This window comes from Luteimonas terrae (assembly GCF_004358165.1).
Classification (GTDB): Bacteria; Pseudomonadota; Gammaproteobacteria; order Xanthomonadales; family Xanthomonadaceae; genus Luteimonas; species Luteimonas terrae.
In genome coordinates, this window is sequence record NZ_SMTG01000002.1 from 969,964 (window position 1) to 992,340 (window position 22,377).

The 22,377-nt window shown below is 68.4% G+C and carries 19 protein-coding genes; 11 read left to right on the forward strand and 8 right to left on the reverse strand.

The window, feature by feature from the left end:
* Positions 1-164: 164 nt before the first annotated feature.
* On the reverse strand, positions 165-5,210 hold the full coding sequence (locus tag E2F49_RS04700) for an NAD-glutamate dehydrogenase (RefSeq protein ID WP_133392805.1): 5,046 nt from the start codon (positions 5,208-5,210) through the stop codon (positions 165-167).
* 178 nt (positions 5,211-5,388) lie between these two features.
* A complete protein-coding gene (locus E2F49_RS04705) occupies positions 5,389-6,546 on the reverse strand; it encodes an acyl-CoA dehydrogenase family protein (RefSeq protein WP_341777504.1) in 1,158 nt (385 codons plus the stop codon).
* A 224-nt stretch (positions 6,547-6,770) separates the two neighbouring features.
* On the opposite strand from E2F49_RS04705, the gene E2F49_RS04710 reads away from it, so the two are divergent.
* The 4 genes from E2F49_RS04710 to E2F49_RS04725 all read left to right on the forward strand — a co-directional run bounded on the left by E2F49_RS04710 (position 6,771) and on the right by E2F49_RS04725 (position 12,973).
* Entirely contained in the window at positions 6,771-7,700 is a 930-nt protein-coding gene (locus E2F49_RS04710; protein WP_133392806.1) for an ArsR/SmtB family transcription factor, read from the forward strand.
* Complete coding sequence (locus E2F49_RS04715) at positions 7,700-8,797, forward strand: homocysteine S-methyltransferase family protein (RefSeq protein WP_133392807.1); 1,098 nt, start codon at positions 7,700-7,702, stop codon at positions 8,795-8,797. The genes E2F49_RS04710 and E2F49_RS04715 overlap by 1 nt, the downstream gene beginning before the upstream one ends.
* Positions 8,794-11,478, forward strand: coding sequence for a methionine synthase (metH, locus tag E2F49_RS04720; protein ID WP_133392808.1), 2,685 nt, complete (start codon positions 8,794-8,796; stop codon positions 11,476-11,478). Before E2F49_RS04715 ends, metH begins: the two co-directional genes overlap by 4 nt.
* A 73-nt stretch (positions 11,479-11,551) precedes the next feature.
* Positions 11,552-12,973 carry an amidohydrolase family protein gene (locus tag E2F49_RS04725; RefSeq protein ID WP_133392809.1) on the forward strand — a complete coding sequence of 474 codons (1,422 nt, stop codon included), beginning with the start codon at positions 11,552-11,554 and terminating at the stop codon, positions 12,971-12,973.
* A gap of 55 nt (positions 12,974-13,028) precedes the next feature.
* On the opposite strand, the gene E2F49_RS04730 is transcribed toward E2F49_RS04725, so the two are convergent.
* The 6 genes from E2F49_RS04730 to E2F49_RS04755 all read right to left on the reverse strand — a co-directional run bounded on the left by E2F49_RS04730 (position 13,029) and on the right by E2F49_RS04755 (position 17,212).
* Positions 13,029-13,796 carry a transporter gene (locus E2F49_RS04730; RefSeq protein WP_133392810.1) on the reverse strand — a complete coding sequence of 256 codons (768 nt, stop codon included), beginning with the start codon at positions 13,794-13,796 and terminating at the stop codon, positions 13,029-13,031.
* Positions 13,793-14,482, reverse strand: a complete 690-nt coding sequence (locus E2F49_RS04735; RefSeq protein WP_133392811.1) for a DUF2058 domain-containing protein — start codon at positions 14,480-14,482, stop codon at positions 13,793-13,795. Before E2F49_RS04735 ends, E2F49_RS04730 begins: the two co-directional genes overlap by 4 nt.
* 11 nt (positions 14,483-14,493) lie before the next feature.
* Entirely contained in the window at positions 14,494-14,721 is a 228-nt protein-coding gene (locus E2F49_RS04740) for a SlyX family protein (RefSeq protein WP_133392812.1), read from the reverse strand.
* A gap of 52 nt (positions 14,722-14,773) precedes the next feature.
* Complete coding sequence (bamJ, locus tag E2F49_RS04745) at positions 14,774-15,544, reverse strand: BamJ family beta-barrel-assembly machinery protein (protein ID WP_055248492.1); 771 nt, start codon at positions 15,542-15,544, stop codon at positions 14,774-14,776.
* Between the two features lie 89 nt (positions 15,545-15,633).
* Complete coding sequence (gene bamJ, locus E2F49_RS04750; protein ID WP_133392813.1) at positions 15,634-16,548, reverse strand: BamJ family beta-barrel-assembly machinery protein; 915 nt, start codon at positions 16,546-16,548, stop codon at positions 15,634-15,636.
* Positions 16,549-16,636: 88 nt separating this feature from the next.
* Entirely contained in the window at positions 16,637-17,212 is a 576-nt protein-coding gene (locus E2F49_RS04755) for a glutathione peroxidase (RefSeq protein ID WP_425481355.1), read from the reverse strand.
* A gap of 159 nt (positions 17,213-17,371) precedes the next feature.
* Between E2F49_RS04755 and E2F49_RS04760 the strand changes: the two genes are divergently transcribed.
* The 7 genes from E2F49_RS04760 to E2F49_RS04790 all read left to right on the forward strand — a co-directional run bounded on the left by E2F49_RS04760 (position 17,372) and on the right by E2F49_RS04790 (position 22,377).
* Positions 17,372-17,656 (forward strand): hypothetical protein, encoded by a 285-nt coding sequence (locus E2F49_RS04760; protein ID WP_133392814.1) that lies wholly within the window; start codon positions 17,372-17,374, stop codon positions 17,654-17,656.
* Between the two features lie 4 nt (positions 17,657-17,660).
* The gene (locus E2F49_RS04765; RefSeq protein WP_055248497.1) at positions 17,661-18,032 is read left to right on the forward strand and encodes a GntR family transcriptional regulator; all 372 of its coding nucleotides are present in this window, start codon (positions 17,661-17,663) and stop codon (positions 18,030-18,032) included.
* Entirely contained in the window at positions 18,029-18,904 is an 876-nt protein-coding gene (locus E2F49_RS04770; RefSeq protein ID WP_133392815.1) for an ABC transporter ATP-binding protein, read from the forward strand. Before E2F49_RS04765 ends, E2F49_RS04770 begins: the two co-directional genes overlap by 4 nt.
* 110 nt (positions 18,905-19,014) lie before the next feature.
* The gene (locus E2F49_RS04775; RefSeq protein ID WP_425481356.1) at positions 19,015-19,941 is read left to right on the forward strand and encodes a hypothetical protein; all 927 of its coding nucleotides are present in this window, start codon (positions 19,015-19,017) and stop codon (positions 19,939-19,941) included.
* Positions 19,942-19,973: 32 nt separating this feature from the next.
* Positions 19,974-20,633, forward strand: a complete 660-nt coding sequence (locus E2F49_RS04780) for a YggN family protein (protein ID WP_133392816.1) — start codon at positions 19,974-19,976, stop codon at positions 20,631-20,633.
* A 116-nt stretch (positions 20,634-20,749) separates the two neighbouring features.
* Positions 20,750-21,601, forward strand: a complete 852-nt coding sequence (locus tag E2F49_RS04785) for a GIN domain-containing protein (RefSeq protein ID WP_133392817.1) — start codon at positions 20,750-20,752, stop codon at positions 21,599-21,601.
* A gap of 26 nt (positions 21,602-21,627) precedes the next feature.
* Entirely contained in the window at positions 21,628-22,377 is a 750-nt protein-coding gene (locus E2F49_RS04790; RefSeq protein ID WP_133392818.1) for a hypothetical protein, read from the forward strand.

The window sequence follows — 22,377 nt, forward strand, 5'->3', positions numbered from 1 at the left end:
GCCTGCGGGGGAGGGTTGGGTGGGGGCAAAGCATCAGGCCGTCTTGCCGCCCGTCTCATGCGGTCTGCTCATCGCGCGGATCGATGTGTGCGCAACCGGACTGTCCGCCCCCATCCCGTCCTTCCCCCGCACGCGGGGGAAGGTGTGGTTCCGAGAGTGCGACCTCAGATGCGCTGTATCAGCTGCGAGACACGCTGCACCGCGACCGAGGCGGTCGGGTAGTCCAGCGACTTCTGCGCGGCCAGCTCCGACAGCATCGACAGCGTGAAGCGCAGTGCGGCGTCGTCGCGTTCCAGCCACGCCTGCACCTTGGCCTCGGGCGTGGCACCCGGCATCGCCAGCACCTGGCCGACGAGCGCGCGGTGCTGCTGGCCGAGTTCCTCGCGCAGCACGCCTCGCGCGACCGCGTGCCAGCGACCGTCGACTTCCAGTGCGTCGATCTGCGCGGTGAGCCACGGCAGGTTGAGTGCTTCGCCGAGACGGAAGTGAAGGCGCGCGACGTCGACCGGCTTCTGCTTGCGCTCGCTGGCCACCTCGATGATGTCCCACGCCGCTTCCAGGTACGGCAGGGCCGCGAGCTGCACGGCCAGCGCCTTCGGCACGCCCTTCTCGATCCAGGCCTGCAGGCTGGCGTCGTGTTCGGCGCGCTGGCCGTCGGCGATGATCTGGCGGCCATCGCGGATCGCATGGAAGCCGTCGTGGTAGCGATCAACCGCCGTGGTGATGTCGGGCAACGCGCCCGGACGCGCCAGCAGCCAGCGGGTGAACGCACGCTGCAGGTTCCAGATCACCTGCAGGGCGTCGACCTGCACCGACTCGGGTACCTGGCCGTCGAGCGCATCGATCTCGCCCCACAGCGCACGCGCTTCGATCGTCTCACGGGTGATCGTGAACGCCTTGGCCACCTCGCCCGGCGAACGGCCGCTGTCTTCCTGCATGCGCAGCAGGAAGGTCGCGCCCATGCGGTTGATCATGGTGTTGGTGACGGCGGTCGCGATGATCTCGCGCTTGAGGCGGTGGCCTTCCATCAGCTCGGCATACTTCTTCTGCAGCGGCTGCGGGAAGTAGCGCTGCAGTTCGCGCGACAGGTACGGATCTTCCGGGATGTCGGAGGCCAGCATCTGGTCGAACGCGACCAGCTTGGAGTACGACAGCAGCACCGCCAGCTCCGGACGGGTCAGGCCCTGGCCCTTGGCCTTGCGCTCGGAAATCTCGGCGTCCGAGGGCAGGAACTCGATCTGCCGATCGAGCAGGCCCTGCGCCTCGAGCGTACGGATGAAGTGGCGCTTGGACCCCAGGCGCGACACGCTCATGCGCTCCATCAGACTCAGCGCCTGGTTCTGGCGATAGTTGTCCCACAACACCAGGCCGGCGACCTCGTCGGTCATCGAGGCCAGCAGCTTGTTGCGCGCCGGCAGCTTCATGCGGCCGTCCTGCACCAGCGCATTGAGCAGGATCTTGATGTTGACCTCGTGGTCGGACGTGTCCACGCCGGCCGAGTTGTCGATGAAGTCCGTGTTGAGCAGCACGCCGTGCTGCGCCGCTTCGATGCGGCCAAGCTGGGTCAGACCCAGATTGCCGCCCTCGCCCACCACCTTGCAGCGCAGGTCGCGGCCGTCGACGCGCAAGGCGTTGTTGGCGCGGTCGCCGACATCGGCGTGGGTTTCGCTGGAGGACTTGACGTAGGTACCGATGCCGCCGTTCCACAGCAGGTCGACCGGCGCGCGCAGGATCGCCGACATCAGCTCGTTCGGGCTGATCGACGTCGCATCGCCTTCGATGCCCAGCGCCTGCCGCGCTTCGGCCGACAGCGGAATCGACTTGGCGCTGCGCGGCCACACGCCACCGCCCTTGGCGATCAGCGACCTGTCGTAGTCCTCCCAGCTCGAACGCGGAATGGCGAACATGCGCTGGCGTTCGACGAAGGAGCGCGCGGCATCCGGATTCGGATCGATGAAGATGTGGCGGTGATCGAACGCGGCGACCAGACGGATGTGCTCGCTGAGCAGCATGCCGTTGCCGAACACGTCGCCGGACATGTCGCCGACGCCGACCGTGGTGAAGTCTTCGGTCTGCGAGTTGCGGCCCATCGCACGGAAGTGCCGCTTGACCGACTCCCAGGCGCCGCGCGCGGTGATGCCCATGCCCTTGTGGTCGTAGCCGACCGAGCCGCCGGACGCGAACGCATCGTCGAGCCAGAAGCCGTGCTCACGAGCGATGCCGTTGGCGATGTCGGAGAAGGTCGCGGTGCCCTTGTCGGCGGCGACGACCAGGTACGGATCGTTGTCGTCGTGGCGCACGACGTCGGCCGGCGGCACGATCGCGCCGTCGACGATGTTGTCGGTGATCTGCAGCAGGCCGTTGATGAAGAGGGTGTAGCAGGCGACGCCTTCGGCGAACTGCGCATCGCGGTCACCGCCGGCCGGCGGACGCTTGACGATGAAGCCGCCCTTCGAGCCCACGGGCACGATGACGGTGTTCTTGACCATCTGCGCCTTGACCAGGCCCAGCACCTCGGTGCGGAAGTCCTCGCGGCGGTCCGACCAGCGCAGGCCACCACGCGCGACGGGACCGAAGCGCAGGTGGATGCCTTCCACGCGCGGACCGTAGACGAAGATCTCGCGATACGGACGCGGCTTGGGCAGCTCGGGCACGCGCGCGGAATCGAACTTGAAGCTGATCGTGTCGAGCAGGCCGCCATCGCGGGCGGTCTGGTAGTAGCTGGTGCGCAGCGTGGCGTCGATGACACCCAGATAGCTGCGCAGGATGCGGTCCTCGTCGAGGCTGGACACGCGATCGAGCAGGCCCTTGAGGCCCTCGCGCGCCGCGTCGTACTGCGCATCACGGTTGCCGTTGCGTGCGGCGAGCACCGGCTGCAGGACGGTCAGCGTGGCCTCGTCGCCACCCGACAGCGCCCGAAGCTGGGCACCGAGCAACTGGGCACCGGCTTCGATCTGCACCTTGGTCTCGCGGCCCGTCGCCGGGTCGAAGCGCGCTTCGAAGACTTCGACCAGCAGACGCGCGAGCAGCGGATAGCGATTGAGTGTGTCCTCGACGTAGGCCTGCGAGAACGGCACGCCGACCTGCAGCAGGTACTTGCAGTAGCCGCGCAGCATCGCGACCTGGCGCCAGTCGAGGTCGGCGCCGAGGATCAGACGGTTGAAGCCGTCGTTCTCGGCATCGCCGTGCCAGATGCGGGCGAAGGCTTCGGTAAAGGCCTGCGCGCGCGCTTCGACGTCGATCGCACCGGCGGTGGCCTCGACGTAGAAGTCCTGCAGGAACAGCGTGCTGCCGTCGGCCTCGATGCGGTTGGGATGCTCGGCGATCACGCGCAGGCCGAGGTTCTCCATCACCGGCAGCACGTCCGACAGCGGGATGTGCGCGTCGCGGCGGTAGAGCTTGAAATGCAGCACAGACTCGCCGGTGGTCGGCAGCGGCTGGGTATAGAACCCCAGCTGCAGCGTGTCGTCGGTCGACACCGCGGCGAGCTTCTCCACGTCGGTCGCGGCGGCGGCCGGCGACGCGAACTCGATGTAGCCCGGCGACAGCGCACGGCCGAAGCGCGACGACAGGCGCAGGCCGTCGGCCTCGCCGTGGCGGCGGACCAGTTCGTCGCGCAGATCGTCCTGCCAGTTGCGCACGATCGCCTGCAGCGACTGTTCCAGCGCCGCCTGATCGATGTCGGCGGCGACGCCGGCGCGCGGACGCACGATCAGATGCAGCTGGGCCAGCGGCGATTCGCCCAGCATCACGCTGGCATCGACGTGGTCGGCCTGCATGACGTCGCGCAGCAGCTGTTCGATGCGGCGACGCACGTCGGTATTGAAGCGGTCACGCGGGATGTAGACCAGCACCGAATAGAAGCGGCCGTAGCGGTCCTTGCGCAGGAACAGGCGGCTGCGCACGCGCTCCTGCAGGCCGAGGATGCCGGTGCCGAGACGGAACAGCTCGTCGGGCGTCGACTGGAACAGCTCGTCGCGCGGCAGCGTTTCGAGCAGGTGCTTGAGCGCCTTGCCGCTGTGGCCGGTGGGCTTGAGACCCGACTCGCGCATCACGTGCGCGAAGCGCTCGCGCACCAGCGGGATGTCCCACGGGCGACGGGTGTAGGCGCTGGAGGTGTAGAGGCCGAGAAAGCGCAGCTCGCCGGTGACGTTGCCGTCGGCGTCGTAGCTCAGGATGCCGATGTAATCCATGTAGCCCGGACGATGGACCGTCGAGCGGGCGCTGGTCTTGGTGAGGATCAGCGGGTCGATCAGGCCCTCGCGACGCAGCGCGTCGGCGCCGAGCTCGCTGATCGGGCGCGACTTCACGGTGCCCGGCGTGCGCAGCAGGCCCAGCCCGCTGTCGGCGACCGCTTCCAGGCGCGCATCGTCGCCCTTGCGGCGCACCTTGTACTCGCGCACGCCGAAGAAGGTGAAGTGATCGTCGGCGGCCCAGCGCAGGAACTCCTGCGCTTCGGCGCGGCTCGCGTCCGACACCGGGATGTTGCGCGAGGCCAGCGTGTCGGCCATGTCCAGCATGCGCTCGCGCATGCGCGGCCAGTCGGCCACGATGATGCGCACGTCCTCGAGCACGCCGCGCACCAGCGCTTCGATGCGCGCGTTGTCTTCCGGCGTCTGGCGGTCGATCTCCAGATGCATCACCGATTCGGTCTCGCCCTCGCCCACGCCGGTCAGACGGCCCGCGCGATCGCGCGCGATCGACAGCACCGGGTGACCGAGCACGTGCACGCCGATGCCCTGCTCGGCCAGCGCCATCGTCACCGAGTCGACCAGGAACGGCATGTCGTCGTTGACGATCTGCAGCACGGTGTGCGGCGATTCCCAGCCGTGGGTCTTCATCGAAGGGTTGAACAGGCGCACGTTCGCGGTGCCCGGCTTGCGCCTGGCGGCGAACTCGAACAGGTCCGCGGCCAGCGCGGCCCAGCCGTCGGCGCTGTGCAGCGGCAGTTCGTCCTCGGTCATGCGGCGGTAGAACGCCTGGGCGAACGCACTCGCATCGGCGTGCGCGGCCTTGCCGGCGCGGCGGCGCACGGCGTCGAAGATCGGCGCCAGCAAGCCTGCGCCGGCGCGCGGCGGCGGTGCGGGCTGCACGCGCGCGGCCTGCTTTGCGGACTTCGCGGCCTTGGCAGGCGGTTTCGTGGCGGAGGCGCTGGCGGCCTTCGAAGCGCCGGTGGGCGCGGCTTTACCGGTTTTGCGGGATGAGGTCATGACGACGGACGTTCCGATGCAATGAGGCCCGCGTTCTCACGCGGGCCGACGGGAAGGAAGAATCAGGACCACACGGCCGCACGCGCGACCGGGTCGGGTACCACCGACGCCGCGACGCCACGGGGGCGACGCAGGCGACGGACACACGCGATGCTGGCGTGGAGAAGCGGCATGCGGCTCAGCGCAGACCGGTCTCGTTGCGGGCGATCACCAGACGCTGGATCTCGCTGGTGCCTTCGTAGATCTCGGTGATCTTGGCGTCGCGGAAATACCGTTCGATCGGCATCTCCTTCGAATAGCCCATGCCACCGTGGATCTGCAGTGCCTGGTGGGTGATCCACATCGCGGCTTCCGATGCGGTCAGCTTGGCGATCGCGGCCTCGTTGCTGAAGCGCTTGCCCTCGCCCTTGAGCCAGGCGGCGCGCAGCGTCAGCAGCAGGGCCGCGTCGAGCTTGCACTTCATGTCGGCGATCTTCGCCTGGGTCATCTGGAACGCGCCGATCGGCTGGCCGAAGGCCTTGCGCTCCTTGACGTATGCGATGGTCGCCTCGTACGCCGCGCGGGCGATCCCGATGGCCTGCGACGCGATGCCGATGCGGCCGGCGTCGAGCACACCCATCGCGATCTTGAAGCCCTGGCCTTCCTCGCCGAGCACGTCGGATGCCTGGGCCACGTAGTCCTGGAATTCGATCTCACAGGTCGCCGAGGCACGGATGCCGAGCTTGGGCTCGGTCTTGCCGCGGTGGAAGCCGTCGCGGCTGCCGTCGACGAGGAACGCGGTGATGCCGCGGGCGCCCTTGTCGGGATCGGTCATCGCGAACAGCACGAAGTACTTCGCCACCGGGCCGGACGTGATCCAGCTCTTCTTGCCGTTGATGACGTAGCTGCCGTCGGCCTGCTTCACCGCGCGGCACTTCATCGCGGTGGCATCGGAACCCGACTGCGGCTCGGTCAGCGCGAACGCGCCGATCTCGCGGCCTTCGGCGATCGCGCGCACGTATGCCTGCTTCTGGTCCTCGGTGCCGTGGGTCAGGATGCCGTTGCAGAACAGCGAGTTGTTGACCGACATGATCGTCGAGTGCGCGGCGTCGGCTGCGGCCACTTCGACCATCGCCAGCACGTAGGACACCGGGTCCATGCCCGCGCCGCCGTACTCGTCGGGCACTTCGATGCCCATCAGGCCGTTTTCGCCGAGCACCTTCATGTTCTCGACGGGGAAGTCACCGGTGCGGTCGTGGTGCTCGGCGCTGGGCGCGATGCGTTCCTGTGCGATCCGTCGCGCGATGTCCTGGATCATCAACTGCTCTTCGCTGAAACCGAACTCCACGGCATGCAACTCCTGCGACCAAAATGATCCGGAGATTGTAACGTCGCGCCCCTGCAAAAGGCCCGAAAAACACGTTCCGCAGTGCAGCATGAATCGTGGCGAAACAGGCTTGCGCGACGTCGTGAAAACGCGGTCGGGCGTGTGACCGTCCGGTGACGATGCTCGGCTGCAATCCTTGACCACGCAGACGGCTGCGCCGACAATTATCTCTATATCGCGATATGGAGATATTGATGGATCTGGAAGCCTGGTCCGCGCGCCTGAAAGTGCTCGCCGATCCCACCCGCGTCCGTCTGCTGGCCCTGCTGGAAGTCGAGGAACTGACAGTCGCCGAACTGTCGTCGATCACCCGGCTTGCGCAGCCGCGCGTGTCCACCCATCTGGCGCGTCTGAAGGAAGCCAATCTGGTGCGCGACCGCCGCGCCGGCGTCTCCGCCTACTACCGCTTCGACGATGCCGCGCTCGATCACGCCCAGCGCGCCCTGTGGCAGGCGCTGAGCACCGGCAGCGACGATCCGCTGCTGCGTCAGGATGCCGAGCGCACGCCGGCGGTGCTGGCGATGCGCGCCGCCGACCAGAGCTGGGCCGATACCGTCGCCGGCGACATGGAGCGCCACTACTCGCCGGGCCGCACCTGGGAGGCACTGGCACGCTCGGCGCTGCCGCTGCTGGAAACCGGCGACGTGCTCGACATCGCGTCGGGCGACGGCGTGCTCGCCGAACTGCTGGCGCCGCACGCGCACCGCTACGTGTGTCTCGATGCCAGCCGTCGCGTCGTCGCCGCCTCGGCCGAACGCCTCAAGCGCTTCACCAACGTCGAAGTGCGCGAGGGCGACATGCATGCCCTGCCCTTCGACGACGCCAGTTTCGACCTCGTCGTACTGATGCACGCGCTGACCTATGCCACCAGGCCCGCGCAGGCGGTCAACGAGGCGGCGCGCGTGCTGCGCCCCGGCGGTCGATTGCTGCTGTCGAGTCTCGACAGGCACGGCCATGAAACCGCGGTCCAGGCCTATGGCCACGCCAACCTCGGGTTCCCGGACAAGGAACTGCGCCGCTTCGTGACGAAAGCCGGCCTGGAGATCCACAGCGCCGAAACCGTGACCCGCGAGAAGCGACCACCGCACTTCGAGGTCATCTCGATCATCGCGAGGAAGCCCTGATGGCGTGGCTGCACCCGGCGCGGGTCGAGGCGCTGGAACAGGCGCTTGCGCAGCGCATCCTCGTGCTCGACGGCGCGATGGGCACAATGATCCAGCGCTTCGAACTGACCGAAGCCGACTACCGCGGTGAACGCTTCGCGCAGGGCTACGATGCGCTGCATACCATCGAGGGTCATGCGCACGGCGCCGGCTGCGGCTGCGAGAGCCACGACCAGCGCGGCAACAACGATCTGCTCACGCTGACCCGTCCGGACATCATCCAGGGCATCCACGCCGATTACCTCGCCGCCGGCGCGGACATCGTCGAGACCAACACCTTCAACTCGACCGCAGTGTCGCTGGCCGACTACCGGCTGCAGCACCTGGTGCACGAACTCAATCGCGAAGGCGCCGCGCTCGCGCGCGCGGCCTGCGACGCCGCCGAAGCGCGCACGCCGGACCGTCCGCGCTTCGTCGCCGGCATTCTCGGCCCGACCAGCCGCACCGCCTCGATCAGTCCCGACGTCAACGATCCCGGCTACCGCGCGGTGACCTTCGACGAGCTGGTGTCGATCTACCGCGATGCGAGCTTCGGCCTGATCGACGGCGGCGCCGACATCCTGATGGTCGAGACGGTGTTCGACACGCTGAATGCCAAGGCCGCGCTCTATGCGATCGAGACCGTGTTCGACGAACGTGGCGGCCGCCTGCCGGTGATGATCTCCGGCACGATCACCGACGCCTCGGGCCGTACGCTGTCGGGCCAGACCGCCGAAGCCTTCTGGTACTCGCTGCAGCATGCACGCCCGCATGCGGTGGGCCTGAACTGCGCGCTCGGTGCCAAGGACCTGCGTCCGCACGTCGAGACACTCTCGCAGGTCGCGCAGACCTGCGTGTCCTGCCACCCGAATGCCGGCCTGCCGAACGCCTTCGGCGGCTACGACGAGACGCCCGAGGACATGGCCGAGGTGCTGCGCGAATTCGCGACTGCCGGCCTGCTCAACATCGTCGGCGGTTGCTGCGGCACCTCGCCCGACCACATCCGCGCGATCGCCGCGGCGGTGGCCGATGTCGCGCCGCGCGTCCCGTCGTCGCAGGCCGTGGAGCAGGCCGCATGAGCGTCGCGCGTCATACGCGCCTGTCCGGCCTCGAGCCGCTGGTCGTCACGCCCGAGCTGCTCTTCATCAACGTCGGCGAGCGCACCAACGTCACCGGCTCGGCGGCGTTCCGCAAGCTGATCAAGGAAAACCGCTACCCGGAAGCCGTCGAGGTCGCGCGCCAGCAGGTCGAAGGCGGCGCGCAGATCCTCGACGTCAACATGGACGAAGGCATGCTCGATTCCGAGCAGGCCATGACGACCTTCCTCAACCTGATCGCTGCCGAGCCCGACATCGCGCGCATTCCGGTGATGGTCGACTCCTCGAAGTGGAGCGTCATCGAGGCTGGCCTCAAATGCCTGCAGGGCAAGGGCGTGGTCAACTCGATCTCGCTCAAGGAAGGTGAAGCCGCGTTCCTCGAGCAGGCGCGGAAAGTGCTGCGCTACGGCGCGGCGGTCGTGGTCATGGCCTTCGACGAGGTCGGCCAGGCGGACACGAAGGACCGCAAGGTCGAGATCTGCACACGCGCCTACCGGATCCTGACCGAGGTCGTCGGCTTTCCGCCCGAAGACATCATCTTCGACCCCAACATCTTCGCCATCGCGACCGGCATCGCCGAGCACGACAACTACGCGGTCGACTTCATCGAAGCGACGCGCGAGATCAAGGCGACGCTGCCGCATTGCCATGTCTCGGGCGGCGTCTCCAACGTGTCGTTCTCGTTCCGCGGCAACGAGGTCGTGCGCCAAGCGATCCACGCGGTGTTCCTGTTCCACGCGATCAAGGCCGGCATGGACTTCGGCATCGTCAACGCCGGCGCGATGCCGGTCATCGACGATCTCGATCCCGAACTGCGCGATTGCGTCGAAGACGTGGTACTCAATCGCCGCAGCGACGCCACCGAGCGCCTGCTGGACCTGGCCGAGCGCTACAAGGGCAAGAAGGGCGCGGCCAAGGTCGAGAACCTCGCCTGGCGCGAGACGCCGGTGCAGCAGCGCCTCACGCACGCGCTGGTCAACGGCATCGACCAGTACGTTGAGGCCGACACCGAGGAAGCGCGCCAGGCCGCCCAACGCCCGCTCGACGTCATCGAAGGCCCGCTGATGGCCGGCATGAACGTCGTCGGCGACCTGTTCGGCGCCGGCAAGATGTTCCTGCCGCAGGTGGTCAAGTCCGCGCGCGTGATGAAGAAGGCGGTCGCTTACCTGCTGCCCTACATCGAGGCCGAGAAGGCGCGCACCGGCGATACCGGCAAGAACAACGGCCGCGTGCTGATGGCGACGGTCAAGGGCGACGTCCACGACATCGGCAAGAACATCGTCGGTGTGGTGCTGGCCTGCAACAACTTCGAGGTCGTCGACCTCGGCGTGATGGTTCCGACCCAGACGATTCTCGACAAGGCCCGCGAAGTGCAGGCCGACGTGATCGGCCTGTCCGGCCTGATCACGCCTTCACTGGAAGAGATGAGCCACGTGGCGCGCGAGATGAAGCGCCAGGGCTTCGAGACGCCGCTGCTGATCGGCGGCGCGACGACGTCACGCGCGCACACGGCGCTGAAGATCGCGCCGCATTACGCCTCGCCGACAGTCTGGGTCAAGGACGCCTCGCGCGCGGTGGGCGTCGTGCAGTCGCTGATCAGTGCCGACCTGCGCGGCGACTTCGTCGCGGCCAACGACGCCGACTACGCCGAAATCCGCGCGCGCCACGCCAACCGCGGCGATGCCAAGCGGCTGGTATCGCTGGCCAAGGCCCGCGGACAGAAGTTCGACGGCGGCTGGGGCGACTACACGCCGCCCACGCCCAACAGACCCGGTCTGCACGTCTTCGACGACTACCCGCTCGAGGATCTGCTCGAGGTCATCGACTGGACGCCGTTCTTCAACGCGTGGGAGCTGTTCGGCAAGTACCCGGCGATCCTCACCGACGAGGTCGTCGGCACCCAGGCCAGCGAGCTGTTCCGCGATGCGCAGGCGATGCTGAAGCAGATCGTCGAGGAGAAGTGGCTGACCGCGAAGGCGGTGTTCGGCATCTGGCCGGCACAGAGCATCGGCGACGACGTGGTGCTGCAACACGACGATGGCGAAGTGACCCTGCACTTCCTGCGCCAGCAGGTCGACAAGCCGGTCGAACGTCCCGACTTCTGCCTCGCGGATTTCATTGCGCCGAAGGACAGCGGCGAGCAGGACTGGATCGGCGCGTTCGCGGTGACCGCAGGCATCGGCATCGAACCCCACGTCGCCCGCTTCGAAGCCGCGCACGACGACTACAACGCGATCCTGCTCAAGGCACTGGCCGACCGTCTGGCCGAGGCCCTGGCCGAGCGCCTGCACCAGCGGGTGCGTATGGATTACTGGGGTTACGACACGGACGAGACGCTCGACAACGATGCACTGATTGCCGAGAAATACCGCGGCATCCGCCCCGCCCCCGGCTACCCGGCCTGCCCGGAACACAGCGAGAAGGGCCGGCTGTTCGAACTGCTGGATGCCGGCAACAACGCGGATATGACACTGACCGAAAGCTTCGCGATGCTGCCGACCGCGGCGGTCTCCGGCTACTACTTCAGTCATCCCAAGAGCCAGTATTTCGTGGTCGGTCGCGTATCGAAGGAACAGGCGCAGGATTACGCCAGGCGCAAGAACGTGTCGCTGTCGCAGGTCGAGCGCTGGCTCGCGTCGAACCTGGATTACGACCCGGAGTGACGCATTGCGGACACATGGCCGCCACCTTGTGGCGGCTATGCTGGCCCGTCCTTCAATCCTTCGAGGACTCCGCATGCGATCACGCCTGGGCACCGCTGCCGCGCTCGCCGCTTCCGTCTGTCTGGTTGCCTGCGGCGGCGCGCAGCAGCACGACACCGCCACGCCCGACACCGCGACGGCTCCGGCCGGGCATGGCGTGACGATCATCGAGAACGCCCGCGTGTTCGATGGCACCCGCGATCTCGGTGAAGTCTCGCTGGTGATCCGCGACGGCCTGATCGAACGCATCGCCGAAGCGGGCGCGACCGATCTGCCCGACGGCGCCAAACGCGTCGACCATGCGGGACGTTTCATCATTCCGGGCCTCGTCAACGACCATGCGCACGTCGGCAACACGAAGGGCACCGAGCACGGCGATCGCTTCTACACGCAGGCGCAGGTCTCGGCCGATCTGCGCCAGTTCCAGGCGTACGGCATCACCACCGTCGCCTCGCTGGGCATGAACGGCAGTGCATTCGGCGAGATCCGCAATGCGATCAATGCCGATCCGATGCTCGGCGCGCAGCTCTATGGCGCCGGCGGTGGCGTCGGTACGCCGGACGGGGCACCGCCCGCGGCGAACATGGGCCTGACCGATGATCCGGTCGCACGGCCGACGGATGCCGATGGCGCACGCGCCGCGGTGCGCGCGCAGGCCGAAGCGGGCGTCGACATGATCAAGCTCTGGGTCGACGATCTCGGTGGCAAGGCGCCGCAGATGCAGCCGGAAATCTACAAGGCCGCGATCGAGGAAGCGCATCGCCACAACCTGCTGGTCGCCGCGCACATCCACGATCTGGCGCCGGCGGCCGACCTCGTCGCCAGTGGTGTCGACATCATCGCCCACGGCATCCGCGACCGCGCCATCGAGGCGCCGCTGGTCGAGGCCATGAAAGCCGCCGGCACCGGCTACATCGCCACGCTGCAGATCGACGAGGCCAACTACATCTACGCCGAACAGCCGGCGTGGCTGGACACGCCGTTCCTGCGCAACGCCCTGCCCGCGTCGGTACGCGCGCAATGGTCGGACGCGGGCTGGCGCGAGACCAGGCTGGCCGACCCGGCCACGCAGAAGCATCGCGATGCGCTGGCGGTGAATCTCGCCAACCTGTCGACGCTGCACGCGGCCGGCGTGCGGATCGGGTTCGGCACCGACGCCGGTGCCCTGCCGCATCGCGTGCCGGGCTTCGCCGAGCATCGCGAACTGGAACTGATGGTCGATCAGGCCGGTTTCAGCGCCGCTCAGGCGCTGGTCACGGCGACGAGCGCGGCGGCGCAGCTGCTGCGTTTCGACGACCGCGGCGTGCTGCAGCCGGGCAAGCGCGCAGACTTCGTCGTGCTGTCTGCGAATCCGCTCGACGACATCCGCAACACGCGCAGCATCGAGGCGGTCTGGCAGGCGGGTCGCCAGGTGGCAGGCCCGGTCGTGGACTACAGCGCGCAGGCACGCGACTGACCGACGATTCCATCGCGCCCCCGCGCCTGGACGCGGGGCGCGCACCACGCAGCACTCAGGGCAGTACGAACGACACGCCGAAGCCGCCGGTCCAGTCGTCCTCGTCGGCGGCGAAACCGCGCAGCACCGACAGATCCAGCTGCACCGCAGGCGCGACGCGCCAGGTGATGCCGGTGCCCAGCGCGCGCGAACGCTGCGCGCCGGTGCCCAGGCCCGCTTCGACGTAGGCCGCCACGATATCGGTCGACAGATACGTCCAGCTCGGCGAGAGCGTCCACCCGGTGCCGTTCTCGTCACGCGTGCCGTTGACGTAGAACGCGAGATCGCCGGTGGCCAGGCTCACGCCGAGATCCTGCTGGGCGCGTCCGGCGCGGATGTCCGCGGCGCCGGTCAGCACGCCCTGGCGCGCGAGCAGCGCCCATTGCAGGTCGTCGTCGGAACCGGGCAGCACCCACTTCAGCGCGACGCTGCTGTCGCCGCCGCCCTGCACGCGGTCGCGTGCATCGGCGCTGCGCGTGAGTTCCCACACGCGGCTGTCGCTGCCGAGCTGCAGTTCGAGATCCGCGCCCAGCCCCACGCGCAGCAGACTCGCGGCGGTGGTGCGCGTGGTACGCACACCGTCGCTGTCGTCGTAGGCGACATCCGGCAGGCCCTGCTCGAAGGCGACCTGTCCGGGCGCCAGCACCGACGGCGAAAATCCGATGCCGGGCCGGTCGAATTCGACATCGGCCGCGTCCTGCGCATGCGCGAGCGCGCCCACGCACGCGAGCGTGGTCAGCGCGGCCGCCCGCAGCACCACACGCGCGGACATGGCACTGGTCACCAGACGAGGTCGTCCGGGACCTGGTATTGCGGGTCGTTGTAGGGATCGTCCGCCGCTGGCGCGGAGGGATCGATGCGCAGTGCGACCGACGGCGCGAAGATCGTCTCGGCCTCGCTCATCACCTCGGACGTCACCAGCAGATAGCGACCGTTGAGCTGCACCACGCCCAGCTCGCCGGCGTTGAGCGCCTTGAGCTGGTCGGCGTCGACGTGGATGCGTTTGATCTTGCCGCCGTATTCGAAATGACGGGCGATCTCGGCCTCGGGTTTGTTGAGCGACTTGCCGGCGAGAAAGCTCTCCAGCTTCGCGCGCGCTTCGCGGCGCAGACGCGCCTCTTCCTGCTTGACGCGTTCGGCTTCGATGCGCTCGTCCTTCTCGCGCTGGGCGCGGATGGCGAAGGCCTTGGCCAGATCGATGTCGCCCTGCGGCGGACGCTTGCCCTGCGGCGCGCCACGGCGATCGTTGGGACGCGGCTTGCCGTCGTTGCGCGCCACGCCGCCGTGACGGCCCTGCGGACGCTGCGCGTTGTCGCCACGCGGCGCGCCGCCCTTGGCGTCGGCATTGCGGGGACCGCGGCGGTCGTCGGCGCGCGGGCCACGACGCTCGTCACGACGCGGCTTGGGCGCAGCGGGCGCCGGCGCCTTGAATCCGAGGCCGAGCAGCTGGTCGCGGAGGGAATCGGTCATCGCAGCGGATCTCAGTAATGCGGGGGTGGCGGCTCTTCCGACGCGTCGGGGAACTGCACGGTGCGCGCCTGGCGCAGATCGTCCATCACCCGGCGCAGCAGACCGGTCTGGGCGCTCAGTTCCAGCCGCGCCTGGGTGAGCGCGTCGTTGAGTTCGCCGATGGTCTGTTCCTGGAAAGACAGGCGCATTTCCAGTTCGGTGACGCGCGATTCGAGCGCGTCGTGTCCGGTGTCGTTCATTGCACGTCCGTTCGACCGGCGCGCCACCCGCGGGCAGCGCGCCGATGCGTTCTTACTTGACGATGTCCTGCAGCTCGACCTCGAACACCAGCATCTGGTTCGGTCCGATCGGGCCCGAGCCCATCTCGCCGTAGCCCAGCGCGGCCGGGATCCACAGCTCGTACTTGCTGCCGACGTTCATCAGCTGCAGGCCTTCCTGCCAGCCCGGCACCACCTGGTTGAGCGCGAACTGCGCCGGCTCGCCGCGATCGATCGAGCTGTCGAAGGTCTCGCCGTTGAGCAGCGTGCCCTTGTAGTGCACACGCACGGTGTCGTTCGGGCCGGGCTTGGGACCGGTGCCCTCGGTGATCACGCGGTACTGCAGACCCGACGCGGTCGTGGTCACGCCTTCGCGCTTGCCGTTCTCAGCGAGGAACTTCTCGGCCTCGGCGGCGTTGGTCTTGGCCTTCTCCTGCATCTCGGCCATCTGCTTGGCCTGCATGCGCTCGCCGAACTTCTGCATCACCGCCATGGCCTGCTCGTCGGTGATCTCGACGGCCTTGTCGTTGAGGGTCTCGTCGATGGCGCGCTGCAGGGTCTTGACGTCGATCTCGTCCTTGATCTGCTTGAGCTGCTCGCCCATCTGGTTGCCGATGATGTAGGCGACCTGCTCGCGCTCGCCCTTGAGGCCGGCGATCTCGCCGCCCTCGCCTGCAGCGGCGGTGTCGGCGGCGGCGCCTTCGGCGGGCTTGCCGGTCTCCTTGTCGATCGGCTTGCAGGCAATCATCGCCAGCGGCAGAACGGCGACGAGGCCGACGATGGCGAGGCGCTTGGTGTTCTTCATGCGGAAAACTCCGGAATCGAAATGAGTGGTCGGAACAGGGGGTCAGGGGTCCGGCCGCGCGGTGCGCGGGCGGTGTGAGCGGACAACGGTCAGAGGATGTCGATCAGTTCGACATCGAACACGAGCGTGGAGTTCGGCGGAATGTTCGGCGGGCTGCCACGCACGCCGTAGGCCAGTTCTCCGGGAATCCAGAACCGGTACTTGCCGCCGATGGGCATCAGCTGGATGCCTTCGGTCCAGCCGGCGATGACCTGGCCCAGGCCGAAGACCGCGGGTTCGCCGCGGCTGTAGGAACTGTCGAACTCGGTGCCGTCGAGCAGCGTGCCCCTGTAGTGCACGCGCACGCGGTCGGTCGCGCGCGGACGCGGGCCCTGACCCTGCTTGTCCACGCGGTACTGGATGCCGGACGCGGTCGCGAACACGCCCGGCTTGCCGCGGTTGGCGGTCATGAAGGCGACCCCGGCCTGGCGGTTGTCGTCGGCCGCACGCGCGCTGCGTGCCTGGCCCTGGGCGATCATCGCCTGACGCGCCCTGGCGATCTCGTCGGCCGACAGCGACGGCGCCTTGCCGTCGAGCGTGTCCCGGATACCGCGCATCAGCGCCGGCATTGCGAGATCGCCGCGCAGCGCCGACAGCGAACGGCCCACGTCGGCGCCGAGCATCTGGCCGACCTGCACGCGGTCGACCGCCGGCGGCTCGCTGCCGGGCGGCAGTCCGGGCACCGGGCGACCGCTGCGCGAGGCGACCCGCTGGGCCAGCGCCTGCCCCAGGCGCTGCGTCTGCGCCTGCTCCAGCGCCGGCGGCTTGCCTTCGAACGCGTCGGCAATCGCGCGCTCGAACGCGGCCAGATCCATGTCCGGCGCGACCTGCTTGAGTTGCGCGGCCACGTCCAGACCCACCACGTAGCTGCTCGTGTCCTTGTCGGCGCCGTCGGCGGCGAACGCGACCGGTGCAAGCGGTGCCAGCAACAGGGCCAGCGCCACTGCACGCATCTGGATCAACATCGAAGCGATTCTCCTGCCCGTCCGCGGGCGATCAGCCGGCTATTGTCGCGGCGCCGTGGCGGCGGGGCAATCGCGCCGCCGGACGCCTTCAGCGGGTGGCCGGCCTGGGCGCGGCGAGCGCACGCTCGATCGCGGCGACGATCTGCGGATCGTCCGGCTTGACCCGGCTGCCCCACTGCCCCAGCACCCGGCCGTCGCGCCCCACCAGATACTTGTGGAAATTCCATTGCGGCGCCTGCCCGGTGGCCTCTGCCAGCTGGCGGTACATCGGCGTTGCCTCCGGCCCGACCACGTGCACCTTCTGGAACATCGGGAACTTCACCCCGTAGGTCAGCGTGCAGAACTCCTGGATCGCCGCCTCGTCGTCGAACTCCTGTTCCTTGAAATCGCCCGAGGGAAAGCCCAGCACCGCGAAACCCCGCGGACGCAGACGCGCGTGCAGCGCCTCGAGCGCTTCGTACTGCGGCGTGAAACCACACTTGCTGGCGGTATTGACGATCAGCACCACGTCGCCGCCGTAGGCACGGCGCAGATCGACGGTCTCGGGCACCGCCAGCTGACGGAACGAATGGTCCAGCACGCCGGACTGCGCGGCCGGGCCCTGCGCAGCCACCGCGCCGACCAGCATCGACAGCCCCAGCGCCAGCAGCGCGCGACGGTGCATCCGGGACAACAGGCCTGTGTCACGCATTGCGCTCTCCTCGTGGGTCCGCCGGACCCCTGCCATCAGTTGGGTGGAAATTTTTCGATCGACGCGTTGACACCTGCTGAGGTGGTGTTATAGTCACCTACAACACCTACCCACTAGAGCAGGACGGTCCTCATGAACCGCAGGCTCCAAACCCCGATCATCGCATGCACCGCCGCGGCACTGGCCCTCTCGGCCGGCCTGCTGTTCGCCGGTCCCAACGGCCAGGCCGGGGCGTCTGTCGACGCCGCGCTGGCAGTGCCCGCCGCGGCCGCAAAGGCACCGGCGCAGGTCCAGCGCGCGGCGACCACGTCCGATCTCGACACCACAGAGGCACCGCGCCCCCGCGCCCGGCGTGCCCGCAGCGGCTTCGCCCTGCCGTACTTCTCGTTCGCGCGGGGCGCTGGTGGAAGGAGCTGAGGCCATGGCCAACATCGAATGGAGCGACGGCGCTCCCATCTACCGCCAGCTGAAGGAACGCGTCATCGCGATGATGCTCGACGGCGTCCTCAAGCCCGGCGACGCGCTGCCCTCGGTGCGCCAGGTGGCGGCCGACTACCAGCTCAACCCGATCACCGTGTCCCGCGCCTACCAGGAACTCGCCGACGAGGCGCTGGTGGAGAAGCGCCGCGGCCTGGGCATGTTCGTCACCGAGGAAGCGTCCAAGAAGCTGCGCAGCAGCGAACGCGAGCGTTTCCTGAGCGACGAGTGGCCACAGGTGGTCGAACGGATCGAACGCCTGGGGCTGTCGGCCCGGGATCTGCTGCAGTCCATCGGCAATGGAGCCAACGAATGAACGCCGTCCCAGACGCACCGGTGATCACCGCGCGCAATCTCTCCAAGATCTACAAGGGCGCGCGCGCGCTCGACGGCACCAGCTTCCAGATCCCCGCCGGCCGCATCGTCGGCCTGATCGGCCCCAACGGCGCCGGCAAGACCACCGCGCTCAAGGCGCTGCTGGGCCTGATCCGCTTCGACGGCGAGATGTCGGTGCTGGGCCGCGACCCGCGCACCGAGCGCGACGCGCTGATGAACGATGTCTGCTTCATCGCCGACGTGGCGGTGCTGCCGCGCTGGATGCGCGTGCGTGACGCGATCGATTTCGTCGAAGGCGTGCACCCCCGCTTCGACCGCGCCCGCTGCGAGCGCTTCCTGGCCAACACCAAGCTCGGCCCCAAGCAGCGCGTGCGCGAGATGTCCAAGGGCATGATCGTGCAGCTGCACCTGGCCCTGGTGATGGCGATCGACGCGAAGCTGCTGGTGCTCGACGAGCCCACGCTGGGCCTGGACATCCTCTACCGCAAGCAGTTCTACCAGCGCCTGCTGGAGGACTACTTCGACGAGCAGAAGACCATCATCGTCACCACGCACCAGGTCGAGGAGATCGAGCACATCCTGACCGACGTGCTGTTCATCCAGAACGGCAAGATCGTGCTGGACGCGCCGATGGACGATGTCGGCGAGCGGTTCGTCGAAGTGCTGGTCAACGCCGACCAGCTCGAGGCCGCCCGCGCCCACCGTCCGATCGACGAACGCGCCCTGCCCTTCGGCAAGACCGTCATGCTGTTCGACAACGTCCCCGTCACCACCCTGTCGGCGTTCGGCGAAACCCGCACGCCGGGCCTGGCCGACCTGTTCGTGGCCACGATGAAAGGAGCCTACGCATGAATGCCTCCGTCGAATCCGTGAGCACTCCGGTGGCCGCACGCACGGCGCCGCATGCCACGCACCGCTTCCGCCTGCTGCTGCGGCGCGAGTACTGGGAGCATCGCGGCGGCATGTTCTGGGCGCCGCTCATCGCTGGCGCGGTGTCGTCGCTGCTGTCGATCGGCCTGCTGATCGTCGGCATCTGGACCGCACACAAGGCGGTTGCCGACGGCCATCTGATCCAGGCCAACGGCGTCACGATCAACGGCATGGATCTGGGCGCGCTGGTGCAGCAGCTGAGCGGCGACGATCTGCACCAGCTGTCCGAAGGGCTCACGATCACTCTCGCGCTGTCGTCGCTCTGGCCGTTCTTCGTGATGATCTTCGTCGCGTTCTTCTACTGCCTGGGCGCGCTGTACGACGACCGCAGGGACCGCAGCGTGCTGTTCTGGAAGTCGCTGCCGGTGTCCGACACGGCGACGGTGCTGTCGAAGGTCGTCACCGTGATGCTGGTGATTCCGCTGATCGCGACCCTGATGGCCATCGTCACGATGCTGGTCTTCCTGGTGGCCCTGAGCATCGCGGTCGCGGCCCATGGTGCCAACCCGTTCCCGCTGTTGTGGAGCAACGGCGCGGTGTTCCTGCTGGCCGCGCAGTTCCTCGCCGCGATCCCGGTCTACGCCGCGTGGATGATGCCGACCCTCGGCTGGCTGCTGCTGTGCTCGGCCTGGGCCAAGAGCAAGCCGTTCCTGTGGGCTCTCCTGATTCCGCTGGCACTGGGCATCGCGACATCGATGACCGGTCTGCTGCAGGTGTTCGGGCTGGAGCGTCACTGGCTGTGGGGCAACGTCGTGGCGCGGATGCTGCTGGGCACCGTACCGGTGACGCCGCGCGACATCGACTACATCCAGGCCGGTGGTGGCACGGCCAGCGAGATGTTTTCAATCCAGGGCACGTGGAGCAACTTCGCCGAGCCCGCGATGTGGATCGGCATCGTCGCCGGCATCGTGATGATCGTCATCGCCATCCGCCTGCGCCGCTGGCGCGAAGAAGGCTGAGTCCAAGCGCACCCCGAACAGGAGAAGTCAGGATGAAATTCGCACCCGCTGTGCTCGCCACCCTGCTGTGCCTGCCCGGCTTCGCCTGGTCGGCCGCGTCCGACGACGCCGGCGTCCGCGCCGAGATCCGCCGCGACATGGAAGAGGCCCGCCAGGAGATCCGCGACGATCTCGCCAAGGCCCGCGCCGAACTCGACACCGGGAACCTCGACGTCGGCAACAGCCTGCAGTTCAACGGCGACGGCCGACGCAAGTCCGGCGCCGACCGCAACCTGCCCAAGGCGGAAATCACCCCGCGCGGGGATTTCCTGATCGATGGCAAGGCGGTCGCGATCAACGCCGAACAGCGCCGGCAGCTGCTGGCCTACCGCGGCCAGGTCATCGCGGTGGCGCAGGCCGGCATCGACATCGGCGAGGTCGCGGCACTGGCGGCGGTGGACTCGGTGGATCGCGGCATGTTCTCGCTGCTGGTCGGCTCGCTGACGGGCAGCATGCAGCGCCAGATCAAGCGGACCGTGCGTGACAGCGTCGGTCCGGGCGTGGCGAAGATCTGCGAGGCCATGCCGGCCTTGCACGTCTCGCAGCAGCAGCTCGCCGCCGACCTCCCCGAGTTCCGTCCCTACGCGCGGCTGGAAGCCCAGGACGGCGCGCGCTGCATCCGCGAGGTCAACCGGGAATTCGCCCGGCTCTGAGGCATCCCATCCGGCCCTTGCGCATCGCGCGCAGGACCGGATGATCCAAGCGGTTCCGTTCGACAGTCCGCCACGTGACGGGGCCTGCCCGTCACGCCGCCCAAGGAGATTCCGAGATGCCGTCTGCCGCGTTCCGTGTCCCGCTCGTCGTCGTACTCGCCGCCCTCACCGCCCTGCCGCTCGCAGCCGCTGCGCAGGACGGCCCGCAATGTCGCCACAGCCAGCCGCGTGAGCTCGCGCTGCAGCTCGAGGGCATCCGCACGGTCCGCTTCGACATCGGCAACAGCAAGCTCCGCGTCGACGGGGCCGCGCAGCCCGACGCGACCCTGCGCGGTCGCGCCTGCGCGTCGAACGAATCGGCACTGGCCGCGCTGGTGCTCGACCAAAAGCGCGAGGGCGACACCCTGCACGTCACGATGCGCCGCGAACGCAACGTGACCGGGTGGATGGGCAACCAGTACGCGTACCTCGACCTGACCGGCCAGGTGCCGGCGAACGTGCTGGTGCAGGCGGTCGTCGGGTCCGGCGATGCCTGGGTGACCGGCGTCGCCGCGGCCAGCGCGGATGTCGGCTCTGGTGATGCCGACGTGCGGCGCATTGCCGGGCGCGTGACGGCCAAGGTCGGCTCGGGCGACGTCAACATCGACGAAGCCGGCGAGCTGAAGGTGCTGTCGATCGGCTCGGGCGACGTCGAAGCGCGCGGTGTCCGCGGCCCCGTCGAAGTCGGCAGCATCGGCTCGGGCGACTTCAAGCTCGAACGCGGCGGCGGCGATGTCCGTATCGGCAGCGTCGGCTCGGGCGACGTGGAACTGCGCGATGTCACCGGCAGCGTGCAGGTCGACTCGATCGGTTCGGGCGACATCGACGTGCGCGGCGTCGGCGGCGACCTGACCGTGTCCTCCAAGGGCAGCGGCGACATCTCCCACCGCGACGTGCGCGGCACCGTGAACCTGCCGCGCCGGCGCTGAATCCCACTCCCAACCGGATTGCGACCATGAAGATTCTTTCGTCCCACGTGCTGCTGCTGGCCCTGCTGCTGGCCTGCACGGGTGTGCTGACCGGCTGCGGCCGCGACGCCGCGCCTGCGGCAGGCGATACCGATGCGGCGGTCGATGCGCCCGAAGACGAAGGCTTCGTGGCGCGCACCACCCGGCGCGCACTCGACACCGCGCAACGCGACCTGGCGCAGAAAAACATCAGCGTCGGCGGCACCCGCAGCGGCGGTTTGGACATCAATGGTTTTCGCTTCGGCGGCGACGACAGCCGAACCGCGGGTCTGCCCAAGGCCGAGATCAGCCCCACCGGCGACTTCCTCGTCGGCGGCACCGCGGTGGAGATCGATGCGACCCAGCGGCAGCTGCTGCTGGCCCATCGCACCAACATCATCGCGATCGCGCAGGCCGGCATCCGGATCGGCATCCAAGGCGCGCAGCTCGGCGCCCAGGCCGCCAAGGGCGCCATCGCCAGCGCGCTGAGCGGCAAGACCGACGAGTTCGAACAGCGCATGCAGGCCGAGGCCGCGAAGATCGAGGCCGATGCCGACCAGCTGTGCGACCACCTGCCGCCGCTACTCGCCTCGCAGAATGCGCTGGCGGCCGCGCTGCCCGCCTTCCAGCCCTACGCGACGATGGACGCCGGCGACGTCACCGACTGCCGCAAGGACACCGTCGTCCATCGGGAAGACGCTGCCGGCGAAGCCGATGCCGCCGCGGACGCGGATCCCGCGCCGCCGACAGCAGACTGA

Coding starts and splice junctions, on each gene's coding strand:
- E2F49_RS04700 (WP_133392805.1), bottom strand. CDS start 5,210: ATGACCTCATCCCGCAAAACCGGTAAAGCCGCGCCCACCGGCGCTTCG.
- E2F49_RS04710 (WP_133392806.1), top strand. CDS start 6,771: ATGGATCTGGAAGCCTGGTCCGCGCGCCTGAAAGTGCTCGCCGATCCC.
- E2F49_RS04715 (WP_133392807.1), top strand. CDS start 7,700: ATGGCGTGGCTGCACCCGGCGCGGGTCGAGGCGCTGGAACAGGCGCTT.
- metH (WP_133392808.1), top strand. CDS start 8,794: ATGAGCGTCGCGCGTCATACGCGCCTGTCCGGCCTCGAGCCGCTGGTC.
- E2F49_RS04725 (WP_133392809.1), top strand. CDS start 11,552: ATGCGATCACGCCTGGGCACCGCTGCCGCGCTCGCCGCTTCCGTCTGT.
- E2F49_RS04735 (WP_133392811.1), bottom strand. CDS start 14,482: ATGACCGATTCCCTCCGCGACCAGCTGCTCGGCCTCGGATTCAAGGCG.
- E2F49_RS04740 (WP_133392812.1), bottom strand. CDS start 14,721: ATGAACGACACCGGACACGACGCGCTCGAATCGCGCGTCACCGAACTG.
- bamJ (WP_055248492.1), bottom strand. CDS start 15,544: ATGAAGAACACCAAGCGCCTCGCCATCGTCGGCCTCGTCGCCGTTCTG.
- bamJ (WP_133392813.1), bottom strand. CDS start 16,548: ATGTTGATCCAGATGCGTGCAGTGGCGCTGGCCCTGTTGCTGGCACCG.
- E2F49_RS04755 (WP_425481355.1), bottom strand. CDS start 17,212: ATGCACCGTCGCGCGCTGCTGGCGCTGGGGCTGTCGATGCTGGTCGGC.
- E2F49_RS04760 (WP_133392814.1), top strand. CDS start 17,372: ATGAACCGCAGGCTCCAAACCCCGATCATCGCATGCACCGCCGCGGCA.
- E2F49_RS04765 (WP_055248497.1), top strand. CDS start 17,661: ATGGCCAACATCGAATGGAGCGACGGCGCTCCCATCTACCGCCAGCTG.
- E2F49_RS04770 (WP_133392815.1), top strand. CDS start 18,029: ATGAACGCCGTCCCAGACGCACCGGTGATCACCGCGCGCAATCTCTCC.
- E2F49_RS04775 (WP_425481356.1), top strand. CDS start 19,015: ATGTTCTGGGCGCCGCTCATCGCTGGCGCGGTGTCGTCGCTGCTGTCG.
- E2F49_RS04780 (WP_133392816.1), top strand. CDS start 19,974: ATGAAATTCGCACCCGCTGTGCTCGCCACCCTGCTGTGCCTGCCCGGC.
- E2F49_RS04785 (WP_133392817.1), top strand. CDS start 20,750: ATGCCGTCTGCCGCGTTCCGTGTCCCGCTCGTCGTCGTACTCGCCGCC.
- E2F49_RS04790 (WP_133392818.1), top strand. CDS start 21,628: ATGAAGATTCTTTCGTCCCACGTGCTGCTGCTGGCCCTGCTGCTGGCC.